This window comes from Clostridium porci (assembly GCF_009696375.1).
GTDB lineage: Bacteria > Bacillota > Clostridia > Lachnospirales > Lachnospiraceae > Enterocloster > Enterocloster porci.
Genome location: NZ_VUMD01000004.1, coordinates 25,290 through 43,086 on the forward strand (window position 1 = coordinate 25,290; position 17,797 = coordinate 43,086).

The 17,797-nt window shown below is 53.7% G+C and carries 18 protein-coding genes and 2 pseudogenes; 18 read left to right on the plus strand and 2 right to left on the minus strand.

Going from position 1 to position 17,797, the window contains the following annotated elements; translation table 11 throughout:
• Positions 1–15: 15 nt before the first annotated feature.
• Genes FYJ39_RS05320 through FYJ39_RS05330 form a run of 3 tightly spaced genes read left to right on the plus strand, consistent with a single transcriptional unit; the run spans position 16 to position 1,915 of the window.
• Entirely contained in the window at positions 16–867 is an 852-nt protein-coding gene (locus tag FYJ39_RS05320; RefSeq protein WP_002596232.1) for a replication initiator protein A, read from the plus strand.
• Complete coding sequence (locus FYJ39_RS05325) at positions 864–1,706, plus strand: ATP-binding protein (RefSeq protein WP_002596233.1); 843 nt, start codon at positions 864–866, stop codon at positions 1,704–1,706. The genes FYJ39_RS05320 and FYJ39_RS05325 overlap by 4 nt, the downstream gene beginning before the upstream one ends.
• A 14-nt stretch (positions 1,707–1,720) precedes the next feature.
• Positions 1,721–1,915 (plus strand): transposon-encoded TnpW family protein, encoded by a 195-nt coding sequence (locus FYJ39_RS05330; RefSeq protein ID WP_002596234.1) that lies wholly within the window; start codon positions 1,721–1,723, stop codon positions 1,913–1,915.
• Between the two features lie 64 nt (positions 1,916–1,979).
• Here the strand turns inward: FYJ39_RS05330 and FYJ39_RS05335 are convergent, their stop codons facing one another.
• On the minus strand, positions 1,980–2,180 hold the full coding sequence (locus tag FYJ39_RS05335; protein ID WP_002596235.1) for a hypothetical protein: 201 nt from the start codon (positions 2,178–2,180) through the stop codon (positions 1,980–1,982).
• Between the two features lie 225 nt (positions 2,181–2,405).
• On the opposite strand from FYJ39_RS05335, the gene FYJ39_RS05340 reads away from it, so the two are divergent.
• From FYJ39_RS05340 to FYJ39_RS05405, 14 genes and pseudogenes are all read left to right on the plus strand, one after another.
• Positions 2,406–4,022, plus strand: a complete 1,617-nt coding sequence (locus FYJ39_RS05340; RefSeq protein ID WP_002596236.1) for a recombinase family protein — start codon at positions 2,406–2,408, stop codon at positions 4,020–4,022.
• Between the two features lie 87 nt (positions 4,023–4,109).
• Positions 4,110–4,205 (plus strand): annotated as a pseudogene (locus FYJ39_RS20810) (Maff2 family mobile element protein); the annotation flags it as partial.
• A gap of 79 nt (positions 4,206–4,284) precedes the next feature.
• The gene (locus FYJ39_RS05350; protein WP_154471444.1) at positions 4,285–5,154 is read left to right on the plus strand and encodes a VirB6/TrbL-like conjugal transfer protein, CD1112 family; all 870 of its coding nucleotides are present in this window, start codon (positions 4,285–4,287) and stop codon (positions 5,152–5,154) included.
• A gap of 20 nt (positions 5,155–5,174) precedes the next feature.
• Positions 5,175–5,606, plus strand: coding sequence for a PrgI family protein (locus FYJ39_RS05355; protein WP_154471446.1), 432 nt, complete (start codon positions 5,175–5,177; stop codon positions 5,604–5,606).
• Complete coding sequence (locus tag FYJ39_RS05360) at positions 5,527–7,932, plus strand: VirB4-like conjugal transfer ATPase, CD1110 family (RefSeq protein ID WP_154471448.1); 2,406 nt, start codon at positions 5,527–5,529, stop codon at positions 7,930–7,932. The genes FYJ39_RS05355 and FYJ39_RS05360 overlap by 80 nt, the downstream gene beginning before the upstream one ends.
• A complete protein-coding gene (locus FYJ39_RS05365; protein ID WP_154471450.1) occupies positions 7,929–9,665 on the plus strand; it encodes a C40 family peptidase in 1,737 nt (578 codons plus the stop codon). Before FYJ39_RS05360 ends, FYJ39_RS05365 begins: the two co-directional genes overlap by 4 nt.
• A 13-nt stretch (positions 9,666–9,678) precedes the next feature.
• Complete coding sequence (locus FYJ39_RS05370) at positions 9,679–9,918, plus strand: DUF4315 family protein (protein ID WP_154471452.1); 240 nt, start codon at positions 9,679–9,681, stop codon at positions 9,916–9,918.
• Positions 9,911–10,936: a CD1107 family mobile element protein gene (locus tag FYJ39_RS05375; protein ID WP_154471454.1), complete on the plus strand. Its 1,026-nt coding sequence runs from the start codon at positions 9,911–9,913 to the stop codon at positions 10,934–10,936. Before FYJ39_RS05370 ends, FYJ39_RS05375 begins: the two co-directional genes overlap by 8 nt.
• Entirely contained in the window at positions 10,933–11,121 is a 189-nt protein-coding gene (locus FYJ39_RS05380; RefSeq protein WP_154471456.1) for a hypothetical protein, read from the plus strand. The genes FYJ39_RS05375 and FYJ39_RS05380 overlap by 4 nt, the downstream gene beginning before the upstream one ends.
• Positions 11,109–13,150: pseudogene (locus FYJ39_RS05385) on the plus strand (DNA topoisomerase 3). Before FYJ39_RS05380 ends, FYJ39_RS05385 begins: the two are co-directional and overlap by 13 nt.
• A gap of 6 nt (positions 13,151–13,156) precedes the next feature.
• Positions 13,157–13,495 (plus strand): hypothetical protein, encoded by a 339-nt coding sequence (locus tag FYJ39_RS05390; protein WP_154471458.1) that lies wholly within the window; start codon positions 13,157–13,159, stop codon positions 13,493–13,495.
• Positions 13,492–13,857: a cysteine-rich VLP domain-containing protein gene (locus FYJ39_RS05395; protein ID WP_154471460.1), complete on the plus strand. Its 366-nt coding sequence runs from the start codon at positions 13,492–13,494 to the stop codon at positions 13,855–13,857. The genes FYJ39_RS05390 and FYJ39_RS05395 overlap by 4 nt, the downstream gene beginning before the upstream one ends.
• Positions 13,858–14,027: 170 nt before the next feature.
• A complete protein-coding gene (locus tag FYJ39_RS05400) occupies positions 14,028–16,445 on the plus strand; it encodes an LPD16 domain-containing protein (protein WP_154471462.1) in 2,418 nt (805 codons plus the stop codon).
• 1 nt (position 16,446) lies between these two features.
• On the plus strand, positions 16,447–16,677 hold the full coding sequence (locus FYJ39_RS05405) for a transposon-transfer assisting family protein (RefSeq protein WP_154471464.1): 231 nt from the start codon (positions 16,447–16,449) through the stop codon (positions 16,675–16,677).
• Position 16,678: 1 nt separating this feature from the next.
• On the opposite strand, the gene FYJ39_RS05410 is transcribed toward FYJ39_RS05405, so the two are convergent.
• Complete coding sequence (locus FYJ39_RS05410; protein ID WP_154471466.1) at positions 16,679–17,440, minus strand: hypothetical protein; 762 nt, start codon at positions 17,438–17,440, stop codon at positions 16,679–16,681.
• On the opposite strand from FYJ39_RS05410, the gene FYJ39_RS05415 reads away from it, so the two are divergent.
• Positions 17,439–17,792, plus strand: coding sequence for a TnpV protein (locus tag FYJ39_RS05415; RefSeq protein WP_154471468.1), 354 nt, complete (start codon positions 17,439–17,441; stop codon positions 17,790–17,792). The genes FYJ39_RS05410 and FYJ39_RS05415 overlap by 2 nt on opposite strands.
• Positions 17,793–17,797 lie beyond the last annotated feature (5 nt).

Below are 17,797 nucleotides of genomic sequence, written 5' to 3' on the forward strand. Positions count from 1 at the left end.
ATCAAGGCTTTTTTCGTGGGTGTCAAAGGGTACGCGATACATTTATCCTTTTCCCCCGGAAACGGCGTTTTAATGCGTGACAATACGCCAAAATCAACCCGAACACAGGGAGGTGATCCTATCGCTGATTATATCAGGGCAGACACGCGGCTGCCCGCCTATCTGCCGTATCCCCGTTTCCTGCTGAAAATGGAGATTTCACAGACCGCCAAGCTGCTGTATTCGCTGCTGTTAGACCGTTCCACCCTCTCCCAGAAAAACAAGTGGCTGGACGACGAGGGCAGGATTTATATTATCTATCCCATCGCGGAGATAGCAGAAATACTGGATAAAGGCAGCACCACCATCAAGGGGGCGCTTAATGAACTGGACACGGCGGGGCTGTTGGAACGGGAACGGGGCGGCTTCTCCGCACCGAACCGGCTTTATGTCAAAGTACCGCCAGTGCCACAGGTACAGTTTTCAGACCAACTGATGGCCGGAAGTCCGCCCCTCATAGAGCCGGAAAACCGTCCTACTGATGGTCAGAAAACCGACCTTATGATGGTCGGAAAACCGTCCCCTAACCAAACTACTATAAACAACCTTACAGAGAGCCAAACAAAGGGAGTGAGTGGGGGGCCGTCCGCGCCCTATGGCCGATATGGAAATATTTTTCTGTCACAGACCGAATACGACGAGTTGCAGGCAGAGTACCCTGACAGGCTGGAACGGTTCATCGAGGAAATGAGCCGCTACCTTGCCGCCAACGGGAAAAGCTACCAGAACTATGCCGCCGCCCTGCGGATATGGGCGGGGAACGACAAAAAGGAAGCCCCTAAAAAGGGCATACCAGACTACTCATGCAAGGAGGGCGAGAGTTTATGAAGAATGAAATCAACGCGGTTTTGGAGAATATGACGACCACCATCCCGGAGCCGGAGGACTACACCGGCGAGGACGGTTTACTGTACTGCGGCAAGTGCCGCAAGCCGAAAGAAGCCTATTTTGCGCCGGATAAGGCCGCTATCTTCGGGCGCGACCGCCACCCGGCAGAGTGCGACTGCCAGAGAACCGCCCGCGAGGAACGGGAAGCCGCCGAAAAGCGGCGCAGACACCTTGACACCGTGGAAGAACTGAAACGCCGGGGCTTTACCGACCCCACCATGCGGGACTGGACTTTCGAGAACGACAACGGCAGGAACCCGCAGACCGGGCTTGCCCGCCGGTATGTGGAGCATTGGGAAGATATGCGGACAGACAATATCGGCTGCCTGTTCTGGGGCGGCGTAGGCACCGGCAAAAGCTACCTTGCAGGCTGTATCGCAAACGCCCTCATGGAGAAAGAAATCCCCGTCCGCATGACGAACTTTGCTCTTATCCTCAATGACCTTGCCGCCAGCTTTGAGGGGCGCAACGAGTACATTTCCCGCCTTTGTCGTTATCCGCTGCTGATCCTTGACGACTTCGGCATGGAACGCGGGACGGAATACGGGCTGGAACAGGTGTTCAATGTGATTGACAGCCGTTACCGCAGCGGCAAGCCGCTGATCGTCACGACCAACCTTACGCTGGACGACCTGCACAACCCGGAGGACACCGCCCATTCCCGGATTTATGACCGCCTGCTTTCCATGTGCGTCCCGGTACGCTTTACCGGCGACAACTTCCGGCAGGAAACCGCCAAGCGGAAAATGGAGAGCATGAAGAAACTGATTACCGACTGAAAGGAGTATTGCCTATGGCAGATAACAAGCAGCACGACACCCGCACCACCCGCCGCCCTGACTGTGTGACGGAAATCCGCATGGGCAATTCCGTCCTTGTCGTGTCCGGCTATTTCAAGAAAGACACCACAACCACAGCCGCCGACAAAATGGCGCGGGTACTGGAAGCGGAAGCCGCTGCTACACAGGAGCCGACTTATCCGGCGTGAACCGGGGCATGGAAAAGCGGCCATGCCAGGGAGCATGACCGCTGGAACGAAAATCGGAAGTGCTTTAGCAATTCTTAATCTCATTCTCTATAAAATAATTTGCAATTTCAAAGGCTTTTATTCTTCTCTTTGCCAATGTGATTTGTGATTTATAACGCTCGGAATTATCCTTTGATTCAAATGTTTTTACTGTTTCTCTTAGCTTGTGCAGAGTTGAATCAATTTGCCTTTTGGCCGCGGTTAATTCATCTATTGTATACTTCATGTTTTCTCCTTTAACTTCTGATTTTTTTGTTAAATCAGAGTATACCACGGAGTTATGAACTTTTCTACTGCAAATATGGGACGACAACCCATACCATAAAAATCGGAAAATTGAAAAGCTGTAAAGAAGCAAATTTAACGCTTTTGCCGCTGTACAGCCCCCGCCGTTCCGTGGTACAATGAAACCACGGAATAGTGGGGCTGGCTGTCGGAAACGGAGGATTTTATGTTAAGACAAGCCACCCAAAACCTCATTACCGCCCTTTATCCGAGATTGTCCCACGAGGATGAATTGCAAGGCGAGAGTAATTCCATATCGAACCAAAAAAGGATACTCGAAACCTACGCAAAACAGAACGGCTTTACCAATCTGCGCTGGTACACCGACGACGGTTTTTCCGGCGCGAACTTCCAGCGGCCCGGATTTCAAGCCATGCTTGCGGACATTGAAGCCGGGAAAGTGGGTACGGTCATCGTCAAGGACATGAGCCGGTTAGGGCGAAACTACTTGCAGGTAGGGTTTTACACGGAAATGCTGTTCCCTCAAAAGGGTGTGCGTTTTATCGCTGTCAACGATAATGTGGACAGTGCCAGCGAGGGCATGGACAACGATTTTACCCCGCTGCGAAATCTGTTCAATGAATGGCTGGTGAGAGATACGAGCAAGAAAATCAAGGCAGTGAAAAAGTCAAAAGGCATGAGCGGCAAGCCTGTTACCAGCAAGCCGGTTTACGGCTATGTGATGGACGAGGACGAGAATTTTATTATAGACGAGGAAGCCGCCCCGGTGGTGCAGCAGATTTACCAGCTTTGCCTTGCCGGGAACGGCCCGACCAAGATTGCCCGTATGCTGACGGAGCAGCAAATCCCCACGCCGGGGACGCTGGAATATCAGCGGACAGGCAGCACCCGCCGTTATCACCCAGGCTATGAGTGCAAATGGGCGACCAACACCGTCGTTCATATCCTCGAAAACCGAGAGTACACCGGATGTCTGGTGAACTTCAAAACGGAAAAGCCTTCTTATAAGGTCAAGCACAGCATAGAGAACCCCGTCGAGAAGCAGGCCATTTTCGAGAACCACCATGAGCCGATCATCGACAAGGAAACATGGGAACGGGTGCAGGAGTTACGCAAACAGCGCAAACGCCCGAACCGCTACGATGAAGTGGGGCTGTTCTCCGGGATTTTGTTCTGCGCCGACTGCGGCCATGTGCTGTATCAGCAGCGGTATCAGAACAAAGACCGCAAACAGGACTGCTACATCTGCGGCAGCTACAAGAAGCGCACCCGCAACTGTACGGCGCACTTTATCCGCACCGATCTGTTGACCGCTGGTGTCCTGGCAAATCTCCGGCAAGTGACCGAATACGCAGCCAAGCATGAGAGCCGGTTTGTGAAACTACTTGTCCAGCAGAACGAGATCGGCGGCAAGCGAAAGACCGCCGCAGCCATCAAGCAGCTTGAACAGGCGCAGGAACGCATTTCTGAAATCAGCCGCATTATCAAGCGGCTGTATGAGGACAATGTAAACGGCAAAATCAGCGATGAGCGTTTCATGGAACTGTCGGCTGACTACGAAGCCGAGCAAGCGGAGCTGAAAAAGAGAGCCGCCGCCCTGCAAGCCGAACTGGACAAGTCACAGGCAGCTACCGTCAACGCCGAGAAATTTATGGGCATTGTCCGCAAGCACCTTGCCTTTGAAGAACTGACCCCCACTCTCTTGCGGGAAATGATCGAGAAAATTGTGGTGCATGAGTGCAGCTATGATGAGAACGGCACCCGCAGGCAGGACATTGAGATTTATTACAGCTTTGTCGGCAAGATTGACTTGCCCGAATAACCGCCCGACCTATCCGACACAATGGCCAAGTGTCGGATAGGAACGGCAAAATTTTTTGCACTTCTATTGCTTCTTTATCACACATAAGCAAAGTCCCAGGGCATGAAGCAGCTCATGGCTGGCGGCGGCGTTGCCCTCATCGGCATCACTCTGGTTCCCCTGCTCTCCGGTCTGTTCGGTTAATCGGCGTTTCGTTTGTTACCCATAAATCCCCGGAGGGTGCCGCCTCAGGGCGGCATCCTCCTGAAAGGAGGGCAACCCTATGGATTTCTTATGGGATAAGATCACGGAATGGCTGAAAGAAATGCTCGTTGGCGGTATCGTGAGCAATCTGTCCGGGATGTTCGATGCGACCAATCAGAAGGTTGCCGAGATCTCCGGTCAGGTGGGCTTAACGCCGCAGGCGTGGAATGGCAGTATCTTCAATATGGTACAAAGCCTGTCGGAAACCGTGATTGTCCCCATTGCAGGCGCAATTCTCGCTTTCGTTATGACGCTGGAGCTGATCCAGCTCATTACCGATAAAAACAACTTGAACCATGTAGACACATGGATGTTCTTCAAATGGGCGTTCAAGTCTGCTGCCGCTGTCCTCATTGTGACAAATACATGGACGATTGTGATGGGTGTGTTCGACGCAGCCCAAAGCGTAGTTGCCAGCGCGTCCGGTGTCATCGTTGGCGATGCCAGCATCGACATATCCACGGTCATGGTGGATATGGAAGCGCGGCTGATAGAAATGGAGCTGGGGCCGCTGTTCGGCTTGTGGTTCCAATCCCTGTTTGTCGGCATTACCATGTGGGCGCTGACGATTTGTATTTTTATCGTCATTTATGGGCGCATGATCGAAATATACCTTGTGACCTCAATCGCCCCCATCCCCATGGCAACCATGATGGGCAAGGAATGGGGCGGCATGGGACAGAACTACATCCGCTCTCTGCTGGCGCTGGGTTTCCAGGCGTTCCTGATTATCGTCTGTGTGGCGATCTATGCCGTGCTGGTACAGAATATCGCCGTTGTGGATGACATCAGCAATGCCATCTGGACTTGTATGGGCTACACGGTGCTTTTGTGTTTCTGCCTGTTCAAGACGAGCAGCCTTGCCAAGTCCGTGTTTAATGCCCATTAAGGCCGGAAAGGAGTGCAGCTATGGCCTATGTCAATGTCCCGAAGGACTTAACCAAAGTAAAAACCAAAGTGCTGTTCAATCTCACGAAAAGACAGCTCATCTGCTTCGGCTGCGGCGCGCTGATCGGCGTACCGCTTTTCTTTTTGCTCAAAGGTAGTATCGGCACCAGCCCTGCCGCCATGGTGATGATGGTGGTAATGATACCGGCAATGTTGTTTGCCATGTACGAAAAGAACGGTCAGCCGCTGGAGGTAGTCATCCGCAATATCTATCGCGTGTGTTTCCAAAGGCCGAAGCAGCGACCCTATAAGACCAACAATTTCTATGCCGTCCTGGAGCGGCAAAACCAATTAGACCGGGAGGTGTATCGAATTGTCCACAAAAAAGAAACTGACCCGCGCCGAAAGAAAACAGATCGAGGCCGCCATCGCAAGGGCGAACAGGACAGATAAGAAAGAGAAATCGGCGCAGGACAGCATCCCATATCAGCGTATGTGGCCTGACGGTATCTGCCGTGTGACCGATACGCGCTACACCAAGACCATCCAGTATCAGGACATCAACTACCAGCTTTCGCAGAACGAGGATAAGACCGCAATCTTTGAATCGTGGTGCGATTTTCTGAATTACTTTGACAGCTCTGTGCAGTTCCAGCTCTCATTTGTCAACCTGTCGGCATCACAGGAAACCTTTGCCCGAAGCATCACCATCCCGCCCTGCGGTGATGAGTTTGACGCCATCCGAGCCGAGTATGCCGAGATGCTGCAAAACCAGCTTGCACGCGGTAACAACGGTCTGATTAAGACCAAGTACCTGACCTTCGGCATCGAAGCAGACAACCTTCGCACTGCAAAGCCCCGTCTGGAACGCATTGAAACCGACCTTCTCAACAACTTCAAGCGGCTGGGCGTTGTGGCTGCACCGCTGAATGGGTATGACCGCCTGCGCGTCATGCACGACATTCTCCGCATGGATGAACAGGAACCGTTCCGCTTTTCGTGGGATTGGCTGGCTCCCTCCGGGCTGTCCACCAAGGACTTTATCGCGCCCAGCTCCTTTGAGTTCAAGACCGGCAGGATGTTCCGCATGGGCAAAAAGCTGGGCGCGGTCAGCTTCGTGCAGATTTTAGCACCGGAGCTGAATGACCGTATGCTGGCAGACTTTCTTGATATGGAGAGCAGCATCATCGTCAATCTCCATGTGCAGTCCATGGATCAGGTCAATGCCATTAAGACGGTCAAGCGCAAGATCACCGATTTGGATAAATCCAAAATCGAGGAACAGAAAAAAGCTGTTCGCGCCGGTTACGACATGGACATCATCCCGTCCGACCTTGCCACCTACGGCGCGGAGGCTAAGAAGCTGTTGCAGGATTTGCAGTCCCGCAACGAGAGAATGTTCTTGCTGACATTCCTCATTATGAATACGGCGGATACGCCCCGTCAGCTTGACAACAACATCTTCCAGACTTCCAGTATCGCGCAGAAATATAACTGTGCGCTGACCCGTCTGGACTTCCAGCAGGAAGAAGGGCTTATGAGCAGCCTGCCCCTGGGCATGAATCAGATCGAGATTCAGCGCGGTCTGACCACTTCCAGCGTGGCGATCTTTGTTCCCTTTACCACGCAGGAGTTGTTCCAGAGTGGCATGGAAGCCCTGTACTACGGCATCAATGCCCTTTCCAACAACCTTATCATGGTAGACCGCAAGCTGCTGAAAAACCCGAATGGGCTGATACTCGGCACCCCCGGCAGCGGCAAGTCCTTCTCCGCAAAGCGTGAGATCACCAATGCGTTTCTGATTTGCCCCAAGGATGACATTATTATCTGCGACCCGGAGGGTGAATACACGCCGCTGGTGGAGCGCCTGTCGGGGCAGGTCATCAAGCTGTCACCCACCGGCAAGGGCTATGACGGTCTTCCTTGCTACATTAACCCTATGGACTTGAATCTGGATTACAGTGATGACGATAACCCGCTGTCGCTGAAATCCGACTTTATCCTGTCGCTGTGCGAACTGATCGTTGGCGGCAAGGATGGGCTTGCTCCGGTAGAAAAAACCATCATTGACCGCTGTGTGCGTATCGTCTACCGGGACTACCTCAACGACCCAAAACCGGAGAATATGCCGATTTTGGAGGACTTGTATAACGCCCTCCGCGCCCAGGATGAAAAGGAAGCGCAGTACATCGCCACCGCACTTGAAATCTATGTCACCGGCTCCCTCAATGTGTTCAATCACCATACTAATGTGGATGTGAACAGCCGCATTGTCTGCTACGACATCAAGGAGTTGGGCAAGCAGCTCAAAAAAATCGGGATGCTGGTGGTACAGGATCAGGTGTGGAATCGCGTTACCATCAACCGCGCCGCACATAAGACCACAAGATACTACCTGGACGAGTTCCATCTGCTTTTGAAAGAGGAACAGACCGCTTCGTACAGCGTGGAGATCTGGAAGCGTTATCGAAAATGGGGCGGCATCCCCACCGGAATCACGCAGAATGTCAAAGACCTGTTATCCTCCCGCGAGGTTGAGAACATTTTTGAAAACAGCGATTTCATCTATATGCTCAATCAGGCGGCGGGCGACAGACAAATCCTTGCAAAGCAGCTCAACATTTCGCCCCATCAGCTTTCCTATGTGACCCATTCCGGTGAGGGCGAAGGACTGTTGTTCTACGGCAACACCATCCTGCCCTTCGTTGACCACTTCCCGAAGGACACTGAGCTGTATCGGGTGATGACCACCAAGCCGCAAGAGGTGGCGAAGGAATGAAAAGAGAACCCCGCTTGCACTTCTCCGATGCCGACCTTGCCGAGCCAAAGCTGAAAAAGCCCATCAAGAGGGTGGAAAAAGCGGCGGCAAAGGCAGATAAGGCACAGGCGAAAATCCCCAAGAAAACCGTTGTCAAAAAAGAGCGTGGTTTTGACCCTGCCACCGGCAAGGTGAAAACACACCTCCGATTTGAGGAAGTGGACAAGAAAAAACCTCCCTCCAAGCTGACCCATGCGGCACAGGATGCGCCTGCAAACCTTGTTCTTTCTCAGTTCCATCGGGAAGTCCAGCAGAGCGAGGACGATAATGTGGGCGTGGAATCCGCACACAAGCTGGAGGGCGCAGCCGAGAGCGGCGGGCGGTTGATACAATCCGCCCATCGTTCCCATCAACTCAAACCCTACCGTGCTGCCGCCAGAGCGGAAACCCGGCTGGAAAAGGCAAATGTTGATGCGCTCCAAAAGAAAGCGCAGATAGAACACCCCACCAGCAACCCCGTTTCCAAGTGGCAGCAGAAACAGGCTATCAAGAAGCAGTATGTCGCCGCCAAGTACGGCAAGACCGCAAAGAATACGGCAAAGACCACGGAGAACACCACAAAGGCGGCGAAAAAAGCCGCTGAGAAAACCAAGCAGGCAGGTCAGTTTGTATGGCGGCACAAAAAAGGCTTTGCCATCGCCGCCGCGCTGTTTCTGATGCTGGCGTTCTTCCTAAACGGTCTGTCCTCCTGTTCTGTGCTGTTGGAAGGCGCGGGTTCCGGTATTGTTGCAAGCACCTATCCCTCACAGGATGCGGATATGCGCGGTGCGGAAGCAGCCTACTGGGATATGGAAGCCGAGCTGCAAGAGTATCTGGACAACTATGAGCGTACCCACGACTACGACGAGTATCACTTCGATCTGGACGATATTGAACATGACCCCTATGTGCTGATCTCTATTCTCACGGCACTGCATCAGGGCGAATGGACGCTGGATGAAGTACAGGGAACGCTTCAAATGCTGTTCGAGAAGCAGTACATCCTCACGGAAGATGTCGTAGTGGAAACCCGCTACCGGACGGAAACCCGGACAGGCAGCTACACCGTCACCGACCCGGAAACCGGAGAAACCAGCACCGAGGAATATGAATACGAGGTTCAGGTTCCCTATGACTATTACATCTGCACGGTCACGCTGGAAAACTTCAATCTGAGCCATGTTCCCGTCTACATCATGGGCGAAGAACAGCTTGGGATGTATGCCACCTACATGGCAACCCTGGGCAACCGTCCAGACCTGTTCCCCGGTTCGGAGTATATCGGGAAATATGCCGAGGGCAGCTATACCGATTACGAAATTCCCCCGGAAGCTCTGGAAGATGAAGTGTTCGCCGCCATCATCACGGAAGCGGAGAAATACCTTGGCTATCCCTATGTCTGGGGCGGCAGCAGCCCGTCCACTTCTTTTGACTGTTCGGGCTTTGTCAGTTGGGTCATCAATCATTCCGGCTGGGATGTTGGCAGATTGGGCGCACAGGGACTTTGCAACATCTGTACCCGCGTATCCTCTGCCAATGTGCAACCCGGTGATTTGGTGTTTTTCACCGGAACCTACGATACCCCCGGTGTCAGTCATGTAGGTATCTATGTGGGAAATGGAATGATGATCCATTGCGGCGACCCGATTTCCTACGCAAACCTAAATTCAAGCTACTGGCAGTCCCATTTCTACTGTTATGGGCGCTTGCCGTAAAGGAGAGTGAAATATGAATCCCAAAATCACGAAGCTCCGCACGGAGTTTGAAAAGAACAAGAGAAAGATTTCCGATCTGCAAGGGCGCAACCGCGAACTGGAAAAGCAGATTCGTGAACTGGAGGATACCGACATCATCGGTATGGTGCGTGAAAACGGCATGACGATGGAGCAGTTTGCCGAACTGTTCCGCCGTATGCAGGGCGCGCCTGCCCCGATCACTTCTGAACAGGAGGAACCGAGCCATGAGTAAGACGAAACCCCGTATTCTTCTCAGCCTTTTGGCTGTGATTCTCTGCATCAGCATTTTCCCCGTTACCGCATTTGCCAGCGGCGGCGATTACCACGACTATGAGCTGCCCCCTCCCGAAAGCACCGAGGCGGAAAAGACGGAGGAAGCCGAAACCGAGTACACCGGCACCGTGACCACCAACGGCGGCAACCTCAATGTCCGTACCGGTGCAGGGATGGATAACAAAGCATTTACCCAGCTTGCCAACGGCACGGTGGTGGAAGTCATCGGCACAGATGGCGATTGGATCAAGATTCTTCTGCCGGAGCGTGTCGGCTATGTTCATGGAAAATACCTGACCATCAGCAGCACCGAGAAAAAGCCGACTGACACAGGCGAAACGACCACCCCGGAGCCTACGGAACCCTCCACCGTGCAGGGCGAGCCTTTCAGCGAAGATTCGGACATTTCTACCCGTGACCTTCTGTATGACAAGGAAACCAACAAGCAGTTCATCACCGTACAGGACAGGGATGGAAACACCTTCTACATCATCATTGATTACGATTCTCCCGTGGGTGAGGAAGAAGAACAGTATAAAACCTACTTCCTGAACCCGGTTGACCTTGCTGATATGGAAGGACTGGCAGAGGATGGCGGCGAAACGGAAACGCCCACCTGTGTCTGTGCCAATAAGTGCGCGGCAGGAAGTGTCAATACCGGCTGCGAGGTGTGCGCGGTCAACATGACCGAGTGCATGGGCAAGGAACCCGAACCGGAAGTGCCTGACGAGCCTACCGAGCCTGTGGAGGAACCGGAGGAAAAAGGCGGCATGGGAGGCATTATCGCATTTGTGCTGATCGCAACTTTGGGCGGCGGCGCGGCGTTCTACTTCCTCAAAGTGAAAAAGGGCAAGCCGCAGACCAAGGGCAGCTCCAATCTGGATGATTACGACTACGGCGAGGACGATGAATACGAGTTTGAGCAGTATGATGAAGAATCCGATGCGGAGGATGAAACGGAGGACGAGGACGCATGAGATACTTCACCAATAACCCGCTGGAACGGATGATGATGCAGAAACCCAAACCCATGCGGGAGGAACCCCCTCCCGCAGCCCCCAAGGGGCATCCCTGTTACGGGTGCAGGCGTTTCGGAGAGGAATGTGTCCGTCCCTGCTACCGTGATATTCAGAGGATGGAGGTGGTGCCATGCGCCTTGTAATCGCTGAAAAACCCTCTGTGGCGCAGAGTATCGCCGCAGTCCTGAACGCAAAGAAACGGCATGACGGATATTTGGAGGGCGGCGGATATTTGGTGTCCTGGTGCTTTGGGCATCTGGCGGAACTGGCAGATGCCGCCGCATACAACGCCGACTATGCCAAGTGGACGATGAAAGACCTCCCCATCGTGCCGACAAGCTACCGCTTTACAATCCGCGAGGACAAGCGCAAGCAGTTTGATATTCTGCGCGGCCTGCTCCGCCGTGAGGATGTGTCCGAGGTGGTCAACGCCTGTGATGCAGGGCGCGAGGGTGAGTTGATTTTTCGTACTGTCTACTGCCTTGCGGGATGTTCCAAACCCATTTTGCGGCTGTGGATCTCATCCATGGAAGATGATGCAATCCACGCCGGTTTCAAACAGCTAAAGTCCGGGCGCGACTATGAGGGGCTGCATCAGTCAGCACTATGCCGTGCAAAGGCCGATTGGCTGGTAGGCATCAATGCTACCCGGTACTTCTCCCTTACTTACGGACGCACCTTGAATATCGGGCGTGTCATGTCCCCAACGCTGGCGCTGCTGGTACAGCGGGAAGCGGATATTTCCGCATTTGTCCCGGAACCGTTCTACACGGTACAGCTTGATTGCGGCTTTATCGCCGCGACAGACAGAATGAAGGACAGAAAAACCGCAGACAGCATTGCCAACGCCTGCAAGGGTAAAACGGCAACCGTGAAATCCGTGGAGCGAAAGGAAAAGGCAGAAAAAGCCCCGGCGCTCTACGATCTGACCGCGCTCCAGCGTGATGCAAACCGCATCCTGGGCTACACCGCCCAGCAGACCCTTGATTATCTCCAAGCCCTCTATGAAAAGAAGCTCTGTACCTACCCCCGTACAGACAGCCGCTTTCTGACCGAGGATATGGAGGACAGCATCAGCGGCCTTGTTTCTTCTGCCGCCGCTGTCTGTGGTATGGCATCGCCCACGACCATCCATGCAAAACAGGTGTGCAACAACAATAAAGTGACCGACCACCACGCCATCGTCCCCACCGTAAGCGCAGGAAAAACCGATTTGATGTCGCTGCCCCTGGGGGAACGCGAAGTGCTGAAGCTGGCGGCAAAAGGTTTGCTCCGCGCCATCAGCGAGGCACACCGCTATGCGGAAACGGTCATTACGGTGGAATGTGCCGGTCACAGCTTCACCGCCAAGGGCAAGACCGTCCTTGTCCCCGGCTGGAAGTCCTACGAACAGGAACAGACGGAAGCGGCATCCACCCTCCCGGAAGTTGCGGAGCATCAGTCCCTTTCCGTATCGGCTGCAACGGTCAAGACCGGCAAGCCCACGCCTCCCAAGCATTTCACCGAAGATACGCTGCTGTCAGCGATGGAAAGCGCGGGAAAAGAGGATATGCCCGACGATGCGGAGCGCAAGGGCATCGGAACCCCGGCAACCCGTTCCGGTATCATTGAAAAGCTGGTGTCCTCCGATTTTGTGGAACGCAAAAAGTCCAAGAAGGTGGTCAACCTCCTGCCCACATCCACCGGCACGGCGCTTATCACCGTATTGCCCGAACAGCTCCAGTCCCCACAGCTTACCGCAGAATGGGAACACCGCTTGAAAGAGATCGAGCGCGGAGAAATTGTCCCGGACAGCTTCATGGACGGAATCACCGCCATGCTGGGTGAGCTGATGCAGACTTATAAACCCATCCCCGGTGCGGAAGTCCTGTTCCCCTCCGGGCGCGAGGTGGTAGGAAAATGCCCCCGATGCAAAGCGGATGTGACGGAAACGCCCAAGGGATTTTTCTGCGAAAACCGCGCCTGCTCCTTCGCCTTGTGGAAAAACAGCAAGTTCTTTACCGCAAAAAAAAGACCCTGACAAAAACCCTTGCCGCCACGCTGCTGAAAGATGGTCGCGCCCCGCTGAAAGGCTGTTATTCGGAAAAGACAGGAAAGACCTATGATGCCGTGGTGGTATTGGAAGATGACGGAACAAAAACAGCCTACCGGCTGGAATTTGAAAGAAGGTGAACATGAATGGAAAACAGCATCAATAAAATCCGCGCCGCTCATTTGATTCTGTCTGCGATCCCCAAAGCATTGACCGCCAATGCCAGCGCCTTTATGGAGTGCTGCGACAGGCACGATAATCTGACCGCCGCTGTGATTGCCGCCTTTGCGGATTTGGACTATCGGGAGCAGAGGGTCATCGGTATGCGCCTGGGGTTTGATGCACGGGCAGGCTTTGCCCCTGCGCCGGTCTGCCGGTATCGGGAGATTGCAACAGCCTTTGAACTGACCTGTGATGCAACCGCCAGCAAAATCTTCCGTCGCGCCTGCCGCAAAATTGCCGCTTCCATCATGGGGGCGGTATGAGCGGTCTGCCGCGAATGGACGAGAAGCAGCTACGCCGTGCCAGAAAGCTCATCCGGTCACAATGCTGCAATTACGACCACGGCAACTGCATCCTTCTGGATGACGGGGAACCTTGCGTATGTGTGCAGGGCATTTCCTATTCGGTGTTGTGCAAATGGTTCAGAAATGCAGTCCTGCCCGCTGACTGTGAGCTGTATGCAGATGTCATGCGGAACAGGCCGGAAAAGAGCTGCCTTGTCTGCGGCAAGCCTATCTTCTCCACCTCCAACCGCGCCAAGTATTGCCCATCCTGCGCCAAGCGGGAGCGCAGGAAACAGGACGCGAAAAGGAAGCGCGAACACTACTGGAACCTCCGCAAATAGAGGGCATAAAAGCCCCTGTTTGCAAGGGTTTTCCGGCACGGAAATCCAAGGGGCTGATAGTTTACACCCGTAAGAGCAAAACCGGGTTCTATATGCGGAGAATTGCCCCTGTGCAGGATGTGTTTTCACCTGTGCAGGGGCGCTATTTTTTTATCTGAAAGGAGATCGTCATGGCTGAGAAACAGACCAGCAAAGACCGGATGCGGGAAATCGTAGACAGTATCGAAACCGGCATCAAGGAACTGTTTGAAAGCGACAAGTACAGGCAATACCTGTCCACCATGAGCCGCTTCCACCGCTATTCGGTCAACAACACCATGCTCATTTATATGCAGCGCCCCGATGCCACCCATGTGGCAGGTTTCAACAAGTGGCGCGACCAGTTTGGGCGCAATGTGATGAAAGGCGAAAAAGGTATCAAGATCATCGCGCCTACGCCCTACAAGAAAAAGATTGAGGAAGTTAAGCTCGACCCCGACACCAAAGCGCCGATGCTGGATGCAGACGGTAAGGTTGTCATGGAGGAAAAGGAAGTCAAAATCCCCATGTATAAGGTGGTATCCGTCTTTGATGTGTCGCAGACCGAGGGAAAGCCCCTGCCGCAGCTTGCTTCCGACCTGAACGGCAATGTCCAGCAGTATGAGGTTTTTATGGAAGCGCTGCGCCGTTCCTCTCCCGTACCGATGGAGATAAAGCCCATTGAGCGCGACACGGATGGTTATTTTAACTCCACCAATCAGAGCATCACCATCCGGGACGGTATGAGCGAGGTGCAGACGGTGTGCGCCGCTGTCCATGAGATTGCCCATGCCAAGCTCCACAACTACGAAAAGGAGCGCGGAACCGCTGCCGCCGGGGATGAAACTGCCGAAAAGGTAAAGCCCAAAGACCGGCACACCGAGGAAGTGGAAGCAGAAAGCATTTCCTATGCGGTCTGCCAGTATTACGGCATCGAAACCGCTGAAAACAGCTTCGGCTATATCGCCACATGGTCACAGGGCAAGGAACTGAAAGAACTCCGCGCCAGTCTGGAAACCATCAGCAAGACCGCTTCCGGGCTTATCTCCGATATTGACCGCCACTTTGCGGAAATCTGCAAAGAGCGCGGCATCACTCCGCAAATCCAGGGACAGACGGAAATCCCCGAACAGGCAGCGGAGCCGGTTTCTCCGTTTTTAACACAGGAGGAAATCACGGCATTTTCCAATGACTTCGCCGCCTTTATGGTAAAGGTCAATGAGGTTGAACCCGGTCAGAGCATCCCTGCTGCAGATGAAGCAGGGATAGCGGCATGGGCAGATGAAAGAATTAAAACCCATGATCTGCGTCCCCTTTCCGATGCGCTGCTGGATGTATATAAAATCATCGGTGAGGATGGACAACCCCGCTTTACCGAGCAGGGTGCGCTTATGGATAGGTTGGCACAGCTCAACCAGCGGGAATTTATCCCCACCGTTCCCGAACAGGAAACAAATCAGCCTGTTCCCGCACGGTTTGAGTACAAGCTGCACAGCAATTTCAACCGCACTACTCCCGATGATAACACCTATATTCAGCAGTACACGGTCACAAAGGATTTTGCCCTTGTCCCCGGCGATGTGCTTTATGTGGGCGCATACGAAAAGTGTCTGGAATTACAGGAAGCGTTAAAGTCCGGCACCATGACCCCCGAACAGGTCAAGGGACTGGAACAGTCCGAAAAGCTCTACCTTGTATCGGACAGCACCTATCTCCACATACAGAGAAGCAATGAAGGGTTTGACTACACCCTTTATGACAAAGAAACCATGCGTCTGCTGGACGGAGGGCAGCTTGACAACCCCAATATTCTGCTTTCCACCGCCTGCATGGAAATCTGCAAACTGCACGATCTGGATACCTACGCCGTGCGGCTTGCTTCGCTGGATATGCTGGAAACCTTACAGGAAGCGCAGAAAGCCCCTACGCCAGTTGTCGGTGAGGATATGGACAGCGGCGCGGATGACGGTGCGGCAGCAGCACCGGAAACCATGCTCCCGGATGCGCCCGAACAGGCCATGGACGAACCGCTCCCTGATCCTGCGGTCACGCCGCAGATGATGGAAAGTTTCGGTTATCTTGACAGCGATATGCTTCCACTCTCCAAAGAACGCGCCATGGAACTGACGGAACGGGATATAACCGTCTATATGCTTTTCTCCGACAATACCGAAGCGATGGTGTTCGATACCGATGATGTGGAAAACCATGATGGGCTGTTTGGCATTGCCCGTGAGGACTGGCACAACACACCGGAGTATTCTGACTACCAGCAGACAGCAAAAAAGGAAGCAAGTGCCGACAACATTGCTTTACCCAACGATGCCGTGTTATCCTCTCATCGCCCGGAGCGAACTATGGTGCAGGCCCCGGAAAGCCATTTGAAAGCCGCTGAAATGTCTATGGAAGATGATTACGGCATGATTGACGGTATCATCAACAACGGGAAAGCGGCTGACCATGATCGCAAGGAAAACAAACCTTCCGTTTTGGAACAGCTCAGAAACCAGCCCGTCCAGGAACGGACACACAAGACAGCGCCGAAAAAGAGCGCGGAAAGGGAGATATAACATGAACATCACTTTTGACGAGCAGCAGCTTATGAGCCTTTACAATCCCGGCACACGGGAGGGGCTGATTGCGGCGCTGACAGAAATGCGCGGCTACCTTGCCGCCGATGAAGCGGAGCTGCGTGAGCTGACGGACAGCGCCATTGCGAAACTGAACGGGATGACCGATGCGGAGTTTGAAACTCTGGACTTATTCCCGGATTTTGAAAAGGAGGACATGGATGCCGAGTAAATTACAGTTCTACGCACAGATGGCAGACCACACGGCGGGGCAGATCACGGGAAGCTACCAAAAGTGGACGGCGTTTCTGACCACCGCTGCAAGGCTGTATAAGTACCCCTACAATGAACAGCTTATGATTTTCGCCCAGCGCCCGGAAGCTACGGCCTGTGCGGAATATGACCTCTGGAACAAACAGATGCGCCGGTATGTACGGCGCGGCAGCAAGGGTATTGCCCTCATTGACACTACCGGAGATAATCCCAAGCTGAGATATGTATTCGATGTATCCGACACAGGCGGCGAGAACTCTCGCCGCCCTTACTTTTGGGAATATCAGCCGGAGCATCGGGATGTGGTGTCTGCGGCGCTGGAACGCCGTTTTGATATTTCCGGTGAAAACGGTCTTGCCGATCAGTTGGAGCGTGTCGCGGCGCAGCTTGTGGATGAATACTGGAACAACCACGGGCGCGACATCCTCGGCATCGTTGACGATTCCTTTCTGGAAGAGTATGATGATTTCAACATCGGAGTGGCTTTTCGGAACGCCGCCGTGGTCAGCACCACCTACGCATTGCTGTCCCGCTGCGGCATGGAGCCGGGAGATTACTTCGAGCATGAAGATTTTCTGAATGTCTTTGATTTCAATACCCCTCAGACCGTTGCCGCCCTGGGTACGGCTATCAGCCAGTCCAGCGAACAGGTATTGCGGCAGATCGAAGTTACGATTAAAAACTATGAGCGCGAGAAAATCGCGGAAAGGAGCGAAAACCATGAGCGAACTGACTTACACGCGCAGCGGGGATTATCTGATTCCCAATCTGAGCCTGAGCGAACAGCCGCAGACCACGTTGGGCAAGTACGGGAGGATGCGGAAGAATTATCTGAAGGAGCATCGTCCGGTGCTGTGGAACAGCCTGCTGCTGTCGGAGAAGCTGTACCCCCATCTGCGGGAGATCGAGGAAGCAGCGAACAACCGTCTGGAACTGATGATGCCCGAACTGATGAAGTCGGCGGGCGTGACGGAGGAACTGAAAGCCAGCGACCCGATGAAGTGGGCGGGACTGATGAACACCCTCAAAGCACAGGCCGAGGAAGTGATCCTCGCGGAGCTGGTGTTCAGCTAAGCATC

Coding starts and splice junctions, on each gene's coding strand:
- FYJ39_RS05325 (WP_002596233.1), top strand. CDS start 864: ATGAAGAATGAAATCAACGCGGTTTTGGAGAATATGACGACCACCATC.
- FYJ39_RS05330 (WP_002596234.1), top strand. CDS start 1,721: ATGGCAGATAACAAGCAGCACGACACCCGCACCACCCGCCGCCCTGAC.
- FYJ39_RS05335 (WP_002596235.1), bottom strand. CDS start 2,180: ATGAAGTATACAATAGATGAATTAACCGCGGCCAAAAGGCAAATTGAT.
- FYJ39_RS05340 (WP_002596236.1), top strand. CDS start 2,406: ATGTTAAGACAAGCCACCCAAAACCTCATTACCGCCCTTTATCCGAGA.
- FYJ39_RS05350 (WP_154471444.1), top strand. CDS start 4,285: ATGGATTTCTTATGGGATAAGATCACGGAATGGCTGAAAGAAATGCTC.
- FYJ39_RS05355 (WP_154471446.1), top strand. CDS start 5,175: ATGGCCTATGTCAATGTCCCGAAGGACTTAACCAAAGTAAAAACCAAA.
- FYJ39_RS05365 (WP_154471450.1), top strand. CDS start 7,929: ATGAAAAGAGAACCCCGCTTGCACTTCTCCGATGCCGACCTTGCCGAG.
- FYJ39_RS05370 (WP_154471452.1), top strand. CDS start 9,679: ATGAATCCCAAAATCACGAAGCTCCGCACGGAGTTTGAAAAGAACAAG.
- FYJ39_RS05375 (WP_154471454.1), top strand. CDS start 9,911: ATGAGTAAGACGAAACCCCGTATTCTTCTCAGCCTTTTGGCTGTGATT.
- FYJ39_RS05380 (WP_154471456.1), top strand. CDS start 10,933: ATGAGATACTTCACCAATAACCCGCTGGAACGGATGATGATGCAGAAA.
- FYJ39_RS05390 (WP_154471458.1), top strand. CDS start 13,157: ATGGAAAACAGCATCAATAAAATCCGCGCCGCTCATTTGATTCTGTCT.
- FYJ39_RS05395 (WP_154471460.1), top strand. CDS start 13,492: ATGAGCGGTCTGCCGCGAATGGACGAGAAGCAGCTACGCCGTGCCAGA.
- FYJ39_RS05400 (WP_154471462.1), top strand. CDS start 14,028: ATGGCTGAGAAACAGACCAGCAAAGACCGGATGCGGGAAATCGTAGAC.
- FYJ39_RS05405 (WP_154471464.1), top strand. CDS start 16,447: ATGAACATCACTTTTGACGAGCAGCAGCTTATGAGCCTTTACAATCCC.
- FYJ39_RS05415 (WP_154471468.1), top strand. CDS start 17,439: ATGAGCGAACTGACTTACACGCGCAGCGGGGATTATCTGATTCCCAAT.
- FYJ39_RS05410 (WP_154471466.1), bottom strand. CDS start 17,440: ATGGTTTTCGCTCCTTTCCGCGATTTTCTCGCGCTCATAGTTTTTAAT.